Annotated in this window: 10 protein-coding genes and 1 pseudogene; 6 read left to right on the top strand and 5 right to left on the bottom strand. The window is 53.2% G+C overall.

Annotated features, from left to right (window positions below):
- The first annotated feature begins 12 nt into the window (after nucleotides 1-12).
- A complete protein-coding gene (locus ACZ5BW_RS00955; RefSeq protein ID WP_464541627.1) occupies nucleotides 13-3,195 on the top strand; it encodes an efflux RND transporter permease subunit in 3,183 nt (1,060 codons plus the stop codon).
- Nucleotides 3,185-4,348, top strand: coding sequence for an efflux RND transporter periplasmic adaptor subunit (locus ACZ5BW_RS00950; protein ID WP_464541625.1), 1,164 nt, complete (start codon nucleotides 3,185-3,187; stop codon nucleotides 4,346-4,348). Before ACZ5BW_RS00955 ends, ACZ5BW_RS00950 begins: the two co-directional genes overlap by 11 nt.
- A gap of 52 nt (nucleotides 4,349-4,400) precedes the next feature.
- Here ACZ5BW_RS00950 and ACZ5BW_RS00945 read toward each other — a convergent pair whose 3' ends face one another.
- Together ACZ5BW_RS00945 and ACZ5BW_RS00940 are read right to left on the bottom strand one after the other, a co-directional pair.
- Nucleotides 4,401-5,009: a thermonuclease family protein gene (locus ACZ5BW_RS00945; protein WP_464541623.1), complete on the bottom strand. Its 609-nt coding sequence runs from the start codon at nucleotides 5,007-5,009 to the stop codon at nucleotides 4,401-4,403.
- A gap of 114 nt (nucleotides 5,010-5,123) precedes the next feature.
- The gene (locus tag ACZ5BW_RS00940) at nucleotides 5,124-5,390 is read right to left on the bottom strand and encodes a surface-adhesin E family protein (protein WP_464543744.1); all 267 of its coding nucleotides are present in this window, start codon (nucleotides 5,388-5,390) and stop codon (nucleotides 5,124-5,126) included.
- Nucleotides 5,391-5,593: 203 nt separating this feature from the next.
- On the opposite strand from ACZ5BW_RS00940, the pseudogene ACZ5BW_RS00935 reads away from it, so the two are divergent.
- Nucleotides 5,594-5,914 (top strand): annotated as a pseudogene (locus tag ACZ5BW_RS00935) (IS481 family transposase); the annotation flags it as partial.
- 23 nt (nucleotides 5,915-5,937) lie between these two features.
- Here the strand turns inward: ACZ5BW_RS00935 and ACZ5BW_RS00930 are convergent.
- Entirely contained in the window at nucleotides 5,938-6,585 is a 648-nt protein-coding gene (locus ACZ5BW_RS00930) for a hypothetical protein (protein ID WP_464541621.1), read from the bottom strand.
- A gap of 109 nt (nucleotides 6,586-6,694) precedes the next feature.
- Nucleotides 6,695-7,120 (bottom strand): hypothetical protein, encoded by a 426-nt coding sequence (locus ACZ5BW_RS00925; RefSeq protein ID WP_464541619.1) that lies wholly within the window; start codon nucleotides 7,118-7,120, stop codon nucleotides 6,695-6,697.
- 320 nt (nucleotides 7,121-7,440) lie between these two features.
- Between ACZ5BW_RS00925 and ACZ5BW_RS00920 the strand changes: the two genes are divergently transcribed.
- The 3 genes from ACZ5BW_RS00920 (at nucleotide 7,441) to ACZ5BW_RS00910 (ending at nucleotide 11,245) form a co-directional block, all read left to right on the top strand.
- Nucleotides 7,441-7,908: a hypothetical protein gene (locus ACZ5BW_RS00920; protein WP_464541617.1), complete on the top strand. Its 468-nt coding sequence runs from the start codon at nucleotides 7,441-7,443 to the stop codon at nucleotides 7,906-7,908.
- 179 nt (nucleotides 7,909-8,087) lie between these two features.
- On the top strand, nucleotides 8,088-8,801 hold the full coding sequence (locus ACZ5BW_RS00915) for a protein-L-isoaspartate(D-aspartate) O-methyltransferase (RefSeq protein WP_464541615.1): 714 nt from the start codon (nucleotides 8,088-8,090) through the stop codon (nucleotides 8,799-8,801).
- Nucleotides 8,802-8,806: 5 nt separating this feature from the next.
- The gene (locus tag ACZ5BW_RS00910; RefSeq protein WP_464541613.1) at nucleotides 8,807-11,245 is read left to right on the top strand and encodes a spermine/spermidine synthase domain-containing protein; all 2,439 of its coding nucleotides are present in this window, start codon (nucleotides 8,807-8,809) and stop codon (nucleotides 11,243-11,245) included.
- 273 nt (nucleotides 11,246-11,518) lie between these two features.
- On the opposite strand, the gene ACZ5BW_RS00905 is transcribed toward ACZ5BW_RS00910, so the two are convergent.
- On the bottom strand, nucleotides 11,519-12,946 hold the full coding sequence (locus ACZ5BW_RS00905; RefSeq protein ID WP_464541611.1) for an exonuclease domain-containing protein: 1,428 nt from the start codon (nucleotides 12,944-12,946) through the stop codon (nucleotides 11,519-11,521).
- Between the last annotated feature and the right edge of the window lie 10 nt (nucleotides 12,947-12,956).

The raw sequence follows: 12,956 nt of genomic DNA, 5'->3' as shown, positions 1-12,956 counted from the left end.
AAGAGTGGCCGCATGATCGAGATTGTCCGGGTTGCCTTACGGCGTCCGTATACATTCATCGTACTGGCACTTCTCATCCTGATTCTGGGGACGCTAACAGTCTTTCGGACTCCAACCGATATTTTTCCAGATATTCGTATTCCGGTAATTGCGGTTGTATGGCAGTACACTGGCTTGCCGCCCGACGAAATGGCCGCGCGTATTACGACAGTAGCTCAGCGCTCATTGACGACGACGGTCAACGACATCGAGCATATCGAAGCAAATTCATATGCTGGCTCCGGCATTGTCAAAATCTTTTTTCATCCTGGCGTAGACATAGCAGTCGCCAATGCCCAGGTTACGGCCATCTCGCAGACCGTGGTGCGTCTGATGCCGCAAGGCACGGTACCTCCACTGATTCTCAACTATAACGCCTCGACAGTCCCCATCCTTCAGCTCGCGCTATCCGGCAAGGGCATGTCCGAACAGGCTCTCGCTGATCTTGCCCTGAACACCGTCCGCTTGCATCTGGTGACCGTGCCTGGCGCTGCGATTCCGTATCCCTACGGTGGAAAAACTCGTCAGATACAGATCGATCTCGATCAGGAAGCATTGCAGGCGCGCGGATTGAGCGCACAGGATGTGGGAAATGCACTTGCCGCACAAAACCTGGTTACACCGATAGGTACACAGAAAATAGATGTATTTGAATATACGGTTCAACTGAACAATGCAGCCACTGCAATCGGGGATCTCGGGAATCTGCCGATCAAGGTTGTCAACAACGCAACAATTTATATTCGCGACGTGGCCCATATTCGTGACGGCAATGCGCCCCAGACAAATATCGTGCATGTCGATGGTACGCGCTCGGTAGTAATGACCATATTGAAAAACGGCATGACATCCACGCTTGCCATCGTTGCTGGCATCCGTGCCAAGTTGGATGAAATAAAACCTGCCCTGCCGGAGAATCTAGAGGTCAAGCCCATCAATGACCAATCGTTTTTTGTACGCGCGGCAATCAATGGGGTTGTGCTGGAAGGTGCCATCGCGGCGGTACTAACAAGCGTCATGATATTGTTGTTTCTCGGCAGCTGGCGTTCAACCCTAATCGTGGCGGTGTCGATTCCCTTATCCATTCTCGGTGCCATCATCTGCCTTGCAGCCTTGGGAGAAACAATCAACATCATGACACTTGGTGGACTTGCCCTTGCCGTTGGCATACTTGTCGATGATGCAACCGTGACCATCGAGAGTATTAATCTACATCTGGAACAGGGGAAGGAAGTTGAGGAAGCGATCATGGATGGAGCTGCGCAGATCGCAACACCGGCTTTCGTGTCCTTATTGTGTATCTGTATCGTTTTTGTGCCGATGTTCTTTCTGGAAGGAGTTGCGCGCTTTCTATTCGTACCAATGGCAATGGCAGTCATGTTTTCAGTTGCGTGGTCTTTCATTCTCTCTCGTACTCTTGTCCCAACCATGTCCAAGTATTTATTGCATCCGCATTCATCCTGGGACGAGAGCCAATCATCACGCAATCCACTAGTACATTTTCAGCGCCGCTTCGAAGCACGCTTTGAATATTTTCGAGACCGTTACCGTGAATATCTTGAATTTACGCTAGCACATCGGTACCCGTTCATAAGTATATTTCTCATATTCGTGCTTGCTTCTTTTTTGTTGGTACCCTTTTTAGGGGAAAATTTCTTTCCCGCGGTGGACAGCGGCCAGATTCTGATGCATGTGCGTACCCCGGTTGGCACTCGTGTGGAGGAGAGTGCCAATCAACTTGCTCAGATTCAGAAATCCATCCGGGAAATTATTCCACCCCATGAAATAGACGTAATGGTGGACAATATCGGTCTTCCTCCGAGTAGCATCAACTTGACCTACAACAACACGGGAGTGATGGGTACTCAGGATGGGGATATCCAGATTGCCTTGAATCCAGGGCATCAACGTACTGAAGATTATGTGCGCAAGCTGCGCGAAGAGTTGCCACGCCAGTTTCCAGGGGTGACATTTTCATTCCCCCCGGCTGATATCGTGAGCCAAATCCTGAATTTCGGTTCGCCTGCGCCCATCGACCTGCAGATACGCGGCGCCGACCTGGAAGCAAATTTTGACTATGCCGGATTGTTGCTGCCCAAGATCAGAGCAATTTCTGGCGTTGTTGATGTTCGTATCCAGCAGTCCCGCAGGAGACCTGTTTTTAACGTAGACGTTGACCGAACTCGTGCGCAGGAAATGGGAATTACCATGCGGGATGTCACGAATAGTTTGGTGGCCAATCTCGCTGGTAGCAGTCAAGTGGTGCCTACTTTCTGGCTAAATCCCCAGAACGGCGTGCAATATCCGATAGTGATGCAAACACCGCAGTATCGCCTCGACACACTCGCCGCTCTTGCGGGCATTCCAATCGGGGGTAATGAGGGCAATTCACAAGTGCTTGGCGGGCTTGCCAGTTTCACGCGCACCAGCGGTAATGCATTGGTCAGCCAATATGATATTCAACCGATGGTGCAAATTCATGCGACGACGCAAGGAAGAGATCTCGGTGCCGTGGCACGCGACCTTCGTCGCATCCTTGCCGATACCGCAGGTGAGGTGCCAAAAGGGTCAAAAATCTTACTGCTTGGCCAGGTAAAAACCATGGAAAGTGCTTTCTCCGGATTGTTGTTCGGTTTGCTTGGCGCAATCGTATTTATCTATCTGCTGATCGTTGTGAACTTCCAGTCCTGGACTGATCCATTCGTTATCATCACCGCATTGCCTGCTGCGCTCGCTGGAATCGTATGGATGCTGTTCATTACGCACACTCCAATCTCGGTGCCAGCTTTAACCGGCGCAATCATGTGCATGGGTGTAGCAACCTCGAATAGCGTGCTGATGATCAGTTTCGCGCGGGAGCGGTTAAATGCGATTGGAGACGCTACTGCAGCTGCGCTGGAAGCCGGCTTCGTGCGTTGTCGGCCAGTCCTGATGACCGCTCTTGCGATGGTCATAGGGATGCTACCTATGGCGTTAGGTCTTGGCGAGGGCGGTGAGCAGAATGCCCCGCTTGGCCGGGCTGTGATTGGAGGCCTGGTTTTTGCCACAGTAGCAACGCTGATCTTCATTCCTGTCGTTTTTAGCGTTATACATGAACGGCATGCCAGGAAACCCATACCTGCCACTTTCGACACCCCAGAAGCCGATGCTACCTGACTCTTCCGGGCGCCGGATCTCAACTCGAAGACTCCATGTTTTTGGTATAGCTGCGATAATCATCATCGTTGCTATAGTTACAATTGGTCTTATCAGTCGTGTCTCTGCAAGCAAGCAGCTGCGCAGCTGGACCAGTGAGCAGGCAATTCCCGTTGTCGCAGTCATCACACCCGGCATGCAGGAAAATACTACATCCCTTGATTTACCTGGCCGCCTGCAGCCATATTCCCGCGCAATCCTATATGCACGCGTGAATGGCTATCTGAAAAGCTGGAAAGCAGATATCGGGACTCAGGTGAAGGCCGGGCAATTACTCGCCGAGATCGAGACGCCAGACCTCGATCAGCAGTTGTTACAGGCAAAGGCTGATCTTGCCAGTTTAGAGGCGACCGCATCGCTTGCAAAGACTACCGCGGAACGATGGGAAGCATTATTGAATTCCGGCTATGTTTCAAAACAGGCAGCCACGGAAAGAACAGGGGATTTCATGACCAAGCAAGCATTGGTTAATGCTGCTCATGCAAATGTGAAGGGCCTGCAAGTATTGAAATCTTTTGCGCGTATCGTTGCGCCGTTTGACGGGCTCATCACTGCCCGGCTAACAGACATCGGCGCACTCATAAACAGCGGCAGTGGAGCAGGGCAAGAGCTTTTCGAGGTGTCGAGTACAACAATGTTGCGTGTATATGTCAATGTGCCGCAGGTTTACGTACCCGACATCTCCCCCGGCACCAAGGTAACTATCACTGTGCCGGAGCATCCGGGCAAAACCTATACTGCTGCTGTTGCTGCATCGGCACAAGCTGTCAATAATGTGTCTAGTGCGACCCAGATACAAATCCAGATCGATAATGCGAGGGGAGAGTTACTTCCAGGTGGATTTGCAAATGTGAATTTCAAGCTATCTGATAATAGGCCTACGATGAGCGTACCGGCAAGCGCTCTGATATTCAACAAAGCAGGTTTAAGTGTGGCAACGATTGGCCTTGATGACAGAGTTGTACTGAAACCTGTCATGATCATGCGTGATTTGGGCAAGCTCGTTGAACTCAGCGCAGGTTTGAAGCCCGATGACCGTATTATCGAAAATCCACCGGATGGAATTTCAAACGGAGACAGGGTCCGTATCAGCAGTGTTCCTTCACGAGACTGAGGATGAAAGTGTGGGGCAGTGGACGATACGTTTCCTGGATTTTCTTATATCCTCATTTTTCCATTGAAGGGCCAGACCAGATCCGCTGAGAATGCCACCCCCGCGAATGCCATTCCCAGGGTGGAACGGGTGATTCATATGACCACAATCCTCGTTTTGCAGCGCGCGCTTCTTCCTGGAGCTGAACGAGTTCCTTGTCCTCCACCGATTGGTCTGCTACCCATGCCATTCCCCGCCGTACCTGCTCGGCGTTAACATTCACTCCATTGCACTTAACCTTTGCCAACATGCGCCCATAGTAATCTTTGCTTATCGAACTGAGTTCTGCTTCTACCCAGAAGCATAAGTCATGGAGGGATTGCCTGGAATCAATAGCAAATGGCTGATTTCCTTCCGGGGCGTCTACCCCTGCCAGGCGTACCCTTACCAGCTCCTGATTTATAACAGCGCTGATCGAGTCACCATCAACAATACTGACTGCTTTTGCTCGTATTATTTCATCGGCAGAGGCAGCGGCTGAAAGAGGCAAGGCAACAAGGCTTGAGAGCACAATGATCGCCGAGGCCATCATTACTTTGAAGGGAAGTTGCTCGGGCCGCAGATACATTCTTTCAGTAGAGAGGAGTATTGCCGCAAGAATGAGAACAAGTTTTTTCTTCATCGCGGCATGTCCTTTCAAGCGCAACTCACTTACAAAAAGGCTGCACTTCCTATAAGTTCATCCTGGAGCAGGTTTATCGAATTCCCCTACTCCATATAGCCTCGCAGGAGGACACTACTTCCTACACACCAGCTCCAGCACTGTCTCCCCTATAGTGCCTGCTATCACCTTCGTTACTGGCCCTTCCTCTATTGAGGAGGACATGATATCTCCCCTACCTCCATACTGCGAATAGTGCGTGCTTTGCCTGGCGTAATATGACCTATTTTTGCAATTGTATCTGTATAGAAACTTGGTCGACTTGGAGGGGGTCCTGGTATTAGGGAAGTCGGACATTTCCCAAACATCCACAGTATTGCCGTGCCTCCTGATGCTCGGCATATGGACAAAAAAGACCTCCTTTTCAGTTGTCGCCACAACTTTCCATCCTGGCCCTGGGTGAGGGTTGTTCAGCGTATTATCCTGGCTTCGTGAAACCAGGGGGAAAGAAACAGAAATAACCAACAAAACCAGTCCAAATAAATACATCGTCATCAGTTGAGTGTAGCGCACGCTACTTCGTCGTCTTGTTATTCTGGTTTAATTCCGCTCACCCTGGCTATCTTGACAGTCAGGACAATTTCTATGCAGTCACGATCAAGGGCGTTGGCAGATTCTATCAGCAGACCTTCATCAATACCTACTTCAAGTGGCCCAAGCCAAACTCGGCCAGGCTCGGCCAAGCTCCATACCGGGAAGACGTCCATTACCGATCTGCTCGGTGATCGATGCTACCTTTCTTAGCAAGGCATGGGCTTGATCCGCATCTTGACCACCGAGATACTCAGAGCCTGCCCATCAACGACATCGAGCACCCAAAAACCAAGGCAAATCATCCGGCGACCAACGGCATTCTTGAAGCATTCGTTTAACGATTGCAATTCAAGCCTTAATACCCCTTAGCGCGCATGCAGGAAGAGTAAGCAGCCTGATACTGCCCATCATGTGATTTAGTCTCATTGAGGCCATAAAGCGTTCCCCCGGCAACGCCTGTTATACTGCCAATCGCAGCGCCCTTGCCGGCCCCTTTTCCACCCCCGGCGATCGCTCCACCTGCAGCGCCTACAGCCGCCCCTAGCGCTGCGCCGAGGGCTGCATTCTTGAGCACTTCTTCGGCTTTGCTGTTCACCTGCTCGCTTGCATAGCGGTTGCATTCATTCATGACGGACTGAGACGGGTAGGACGAACGTACCGGCTGGGGGGAATATGCCGCCGGGGGAGCATAGGACGGGGGAGGCGAAACCGCAGCTGCGGTATTCTGGTTCGATTGCGTTACTCTGATGCGTTTTGGAGGCTCAGGTGCGGCTTGGGCGAGTGGGGCTGGTTCGGGGACTGAAGCAAGAGGCTTTTTCTCTGCCTCGGAAACCGGAGTTTCGCCGGCAGGGGAAGCCGCCTCAGCCTGGGCCACAGGAGCCACGGGCTCAGGCTTGGAATCGGAATCGCGTCCCGTGATGAACAGAGTTGATGCAACGCTTGCGCCTACCAGCAATATTCCAATCGTTGCAAACTTCCAATAGTTAACCGCTTCGTTCGACATCACATTTCCTTCCAAAAAGTTCTTTTTCTGCTGCTGCTCCAGGTCTTTCCTGCCGCCTAAGGACATCCAAGGGCATCTAAGGGCGTCTAAGGGCGCCTAAGAGCGATTCCTAGTAATCCGTGCCCTTGCCATGGCCTTTGTGCCCGCTGTGGTTGTCGTGGTTGCTGTGGCCCTTGTGTTCTTTATTGGATTTATCCTTCTTGCCCTTGTCGCTGTCCTCATGATCATGATGACCGGAATGCTTGCCTTTTCCGGCGTGATCTCCATCGCCCGTTTCATGCCCGTTTCCCTGACCATCCCGGTGTCTCCGGTCGGCACGATCCTGTCCGCGTGCTGCTCCTGTCGACCATTGCGCGTTCGAGTTCTCCATGCCGTGCTGGCCCATGTGCTCGGATGCCATTCCTCCGGAGTTTGCATGTTCAGTTCCCCCTCCCGTTTGATGCCCTTCGTGCTTCCCGCCGCCGTTCCGTGCCAGTACCGGGTTTGCGTACGCAATTGCCGCCGCTAGCAATATTGCCAAAATCCGCATATTCATTCCCTCTTGTTGAAATTGTTTGAACTGAATTTACATCTCACTCGTGGCGATTATCTTCGTGTGTTGCCGTGATAGCTATTGGACTTAAGTACAGTGTTACAGACCAGCTATCTGATAAATAACTCTGGTTGCTCCTCCTGCACTCTCCAATAACGTGATACTACCTCGTCCGTTTACTGTCAGAGAGAATATTGTGAAATTTTTGTGAATTTTCTGTAACCGCAAGACAACCAATTCGAAAGTGGCGCGTTATACCTTCTGCAGGTTGAATAGTTGAGGCTCGGCTCTTCGTTAATTACTACTTTGGAATGGAGATCTTCATGACAAAAATAAAATTGGGGTGCTTTGCACTCATGCTGTTCATCGCAGCTCCCTTGAGTCCTGCGTGGGCCGGCAGAGGGCATGGACATGGTCATGGCCATCATCATGGGCACCACCATCATGGGCATCATCGCCACGGCGGAGGTGGGGGTTGGGGCTATGGAGTCGGGATCGGTCTGGGGCTGGGCCTGCTGGGTTACGGCCTGAGTTCCTATGCTCGCAGCCCCTCGTATCCACCTGCCTACAGTTACCCTCCGGCGGGGTATGCACCCGGTTATGGGTATGCGCCTGTCGTCTCGGTTCCCGCTGCTCCGCCTGTCTATATCCAGCAAGGGGTCGCGCAAGTACCGCCGCAGGCTCAGGCCTCAAACTACTGGCATTATTGCCGGAACCCGGAAGGCTACTATCCTTACGTGAAAAACTGCCCAAGTGGATGGCTGCAAGTCGCACCCCAGCCTGTGCAATAGCAAATTGCCATGATTACTCCCCCTGCGCCTCCACCTCGACAGGATAAGGTTTTTAGTTTTTGATAGACCTTATCATCGAACCGTCTGCCAGTCCTGATATACCCTGAGCCAAGCAATGCGCCGCAGCGAGTAAAGCGGCGCATTTCAGCAGGTTGCCGCAAATTTGCTTTAATGAATTGATGAACCGGCAGTTTGCGGCAGCCGCTTTCGGCGCATTGATTTATTTCGGTTGTGTTATTCCGCTGTCAGCTGCGGAATATGAGGCCTTGCGCCAGAAAATGGTGAGGGAAGTGATTGCCGCATCCGGTAATTCCCCTCCCGGAGCAAGTATTGTAGCGGCAATGGAAAAAGTGGAGCGTCATCGCTTCGTACCTGCCTGGCTCTCCATATTTGCGTATCGCAATCATCCACTCCCGATCGGCCACGGACAGACAATCTCACAACCCCTCATCGTCGCGCGGATGACCGACCTGTTGAAGCTCAAGAAAGACGACAAGGTTCTTGAGATCGGCACAGGCTCGGGTTATCAGGCTGCTGTCCTGGCGGAGATCGCAAAATCGGTCTATACCATTGAAATCATCGAACCTCTGGGAAACGAAGCTGCGCGAAGATTTCAATCGCTGGGCTACGACAATGTGAAGACCCGCATAGGGGATGGTTATTACGGCTGGCCAGAAGCGGCGCCGTTTGATGCCATCCTGGTAACGGCTGCCGCCAGTCATGTGCCTCCTCCTCTGCTCAAGCAGCTGAAGCCCGGCGGACGCATGGTGGTGCCATTGGGCGCACCTTTCATGACCCAGTACCTGATGCTGGTGGAGAAACAGCCGGACGGTTCAGTTACCACCCGTCAAATTGTCCCGGTTCGTTTCGTTCCGCTCAGGGGCGGGCATTGATCATCATGCCCTTGCCGCGTCCGCCCTTTATTGCCATCGGACTGCTCTCCGCCTGCGTACTGGCATATGAGGTATTGCTCACGCGCTTGTTCAGCATCGTGCTGTGGCACCATTTTGCCTACATGATCATCAGCGCGGCGATGCTGGGCTACGGAGCGAGTGGCACGGCTCTCACACTGTCACGAGAAAAAATTGCCGGGTACATAGGCCCTATCTATCTCGCGGCCGCCATCGGCCTCGCTTTTCTCATGCCCGCGGCGTTTCTGCTGGCGCAGGAAGTCCCGTTCAACCCCCTCGAACTGCTATGGGATCCATTCCAGTTGACGCGCCTGCTCTCCATTTATCTGCTCATGATGCTGCCCTTCTTCTGCGCGGGAACAGGTATCGGCCTCATCCTGTCGCATTTTGGACAGCAGGCTGGGCGCATCTACGCCTTCGATATTATGGGGGCGGGAATAGGCAGCGTGTGTGTTATCGGCATGCTGTTTCTTATACCACCACACAACCTGCTTATCGTCCTCGCCGCGCTGGCCCTAATTGCTGCCGCTATCGCCACAGTCGAAATGAGGATACGACCCGGCTGGCTGTGGGTTGTCCTTCTCGGACTGGCTTTCCTGGTATTGGTGGCAATTCCCCCCGGCTGGTTCCGTGTGCATCCTTCCCCTTACAAGGATTTGAGTCAAGCCCTGAATATTAAGGGCGCGCAGGTGGTCGAGGAACGTTCCAGTCCACTGGGACAGATTGCGGTCGTGGAAAGCCCGCGCGTTCCTTTCCGTTATGCGCCCGGCATGAGCCTGAACGCGCTGGAAGAACCGCCGGATCAGTTGGGCATATTCGTGGATGGAAACGGCCCATCCGTGCTGACGCGCTTTGATGGCCGACGTGAGCCACTATCCTATCTCGACCAGCTTACCTCGGCGCTACCTTACCATGTGCTGCAGCGGCCTCACGCAGGCCCGCGTGTGCTGGTGTTGGGAGCAGGGGCGGGCAGCGACGTTTTGCAGGCCCTCTACCATGGCGCGATCAGGATCGATGCGGTAGAACTCGACCGCAACGTCATCAATCTCGTCGAGGAGCGCTTCCATAACTTTGGGGGAGATATTTACACATTGCCCCAAGTGCATATACACGCGGCGGAAGCGCGCGACTTTGTTAACGCAACTCGCAGCCGCTACGATCTGGTTCAGGTCGCCCTGCTGGATTCGTTTGGTGTTGCCGCCGCGGGTGTTTACGGCCTGAGTGAAAACTACCTTTATACCGTGGAAGCGTTTCAAACCTATCTGAGAAGGCTGACGCCGGGCGGAGTGCTGGCCATTACGCGCTGGCTGACCTTACCACCGCGAGATACCCTGAAATTGTTCGCGACAGCAATAACCGCACTGGAGCGAAGCGGCGTAGACGATCCAGGAGCGCGCCTTGTAATGATAAGGGGTTGGAAAACGGTCACGCTGCTTATGAAGAACAGCAATTTCACGATGGCGGAGATCGAAGCGATCAGGAAATTCTGCCGCGAGCGCTCATTCGATACAGCCTATTACCCGGAAATGCGACCTGAGGAAGCAAATCGCTACAACGTGCTGGTGCAGCCCTACTTCTTCGAGGGAGCAACCGCATTGCTGGGTGGGGACCGCCAAGCCTTTATCGACCGGTATAAATTCTTTATTGAGCCCGCCACCGACAACCAGCCTTTTTTTTTCCGTTTCTTCAAGTGGGATTCACTGCGCGAACTGCTCGCCCTGCGGGAACAGGGAGGCATGCCGCTTCTGGATTGGAGCTATCCACTGCTGGTGGCAACGCTGATCCAGGCGTTCGTTGCGAGCGCTGTTCTCATTCTGGCACCCCTCCTGGCATCAAAGGCACGTCGAGCACTGCCTCCTGCGCAAGTCGCTTTGTACTTCCTTGCCATCGGCCTGGCTTTCATGTTCATGGAAATTGCGTTCATCCAGAAATTTATACTGTTTCTCGCTCACCCGTTATATGCGATCGCCGTCGTATTGTGCGCATTTCTGGTATTTGCCGGCGTGGGAAGCTGGCTCGCCGGGCGCTTGCAAAAGCGGTTTCGAAGGAGTGGACATCTGACTGTTGCAGTAATGGCAATAGGAGTCCTTGCACTGCTCTATCTCGCTATCCTGCCCAGCCTGTTTGATACGCTGATCCATTTATCCGATCCGGCAAAAATCGCTATTTCGGTAGCGTTGATCGCGCCGCTTGCGTTTTGCATGGGCATGCCCTTTCCCACCGGAACGATGAGGTTAGCTTTCACTGCACACGAGGCGATCCCCTGGGCTTGGGCAATCAACGGCTTCGCCTCCGTCGTGGGAGCGGTACTTGCCACTTTACTGGCTATTCACCTGGGGTTCGCCTTCGTGATCTTGTTGGCGGTAGCGATCTACGGCTTGGCTGCGTTTGCGTTGAGAGGGTTTCCGCAGGGAGTCGCGGAGTAGGTTACAACTCCTTTCGCCGACAGAACCCCGCCTACTATTCCTCCTTGCAGCGAATCAGTGCAAGGGGTAACAGCGCGCCGTGGACTGCCATGGAGTGCAAAACTCCCTATCCACGCAGTTCTCCCACCTGGCGAAGCCAGTTTATCGCATCGGCGGATTCCCGGATGGGGCGAGAATCAAGGCCCAACTCGGCAAGACTCCCGGAAGAATCGAAGTGCATACACCGCCGAGCCAGACGAACGCCGGTGATTGTAGCCTTGGGATGCTGGCCGCTTACGTAATAGATTCCAGGGAAATTATTGCCGAGCTCTTTCTCAGGCTCTTCTGCAAGAGATTATATACATCCAGGTCAAAGCTCAGGGATGAGCGCGCCTGTAAAAGATCCTCAAGCTCTTCGCCGTTCTGCACAGTGCCGAGGTGACACCACTTGTCAAACACATGAAGTTGGCTGCGTCCGGAAACCTCATTAAATTCACGAAAGCCAATTCTGCCGGGATAGGGCCAAGGTTTCAGGCGAAGCGGGATCAGCGCCTGTTTGAGACGCAGATAGTGGAGATCTGCCGATTCCTTGCCGGCGCAGACCCCATCACAACGTTTGATCTGATGGGCAAAACAGGCGCTCCCAGCACGAGCCCCCTGGGCACCGGCACCTTCGACTCCAATCACACGCGGGCACAATCTGTTGTCGAGGGCGATCTTGCGAAGCGCATCCATGGCTGCCTTTTTCGAGCGAAAGAAGCCGAAGAGATGGTCGAATCTCGCCGGATCAATGTCATCTTCCGTTACGATGTTTATCAAGGGAACTTGATCAGGTCCACCTGCCAGGCTCAGTGAGAACAAGGTGCGGGTCGAACGTAAACGCCGGTTATGGATCGGCTGGCGTTCCTTGATCAGGCTCGATTCCAGCAGCAGGGCGCCCAACTCGCCTGCCGTTTCTATCCATTCCACGCGGTTTACCTGCTGGCCGATACGCATTGCCTTGCTGGATGAATGATCGCCGCTGAAGTGCGACATGACACGCGAGCGGAGCGTGACGCTTTTGCCGATATAGAGCGGCAGATTGTTTTCGCCGTAGAAGAGATATACGCCCGCACTATCCGGAATCTCATCTAAAAAGGCGGCATCCAGGCCAACTGGCAGGCTCGGCCCTTTCAGCAAGGCGGCAACTTCGCCCAGAACCTGCTTCTCCCCTAATTCGCGTTTAGCCAACTCGAGATAGGCCATCAGCAGATTCACATCCCCCATGGCACGATGCCGGTTGTGGGTTACAAGCGAATGACGCTGCATGATGGCATCAAGACCGTGGCTTCTATGCTCCGGATAGAGCCGTCGGGAAAGCTTCATTGTACACATCACCTTCTGCCGGAGTACAGCGTCAAGACGCCTGAATTCACTCTTGAGGAAACCATGATCGAACCGCACGTTATGCGCTGCCAGCACCGCTCCTTCAATATAGCCGTACAACTTGTGAGCGATCTCATCGAACGCAGGTGCGTCTTTCACCATTTCATTGGTAATGCCGGTCAGACGGGAAATGAAAGGCGGAATACTGACTCCTGGATTAACCAGTGTTTCCCAGCGATCAGTTTCAATTCCGTTTTCGAAGCGCACGAGAGCGACCTCCGTGATACGGTCGTGCAAGGGCGAATCTCCGGTCGTTTCGAGATCCAGGACTACGAAATGAGGCAGGTTGGAAAACATTGAGTTGTCG

Source organism: Nitrosospira sp. TNL300 (assembly GCF_055385915.1).
This window is presented reverse-complemented; position numbering and strand designations above follow the sequence as displayed.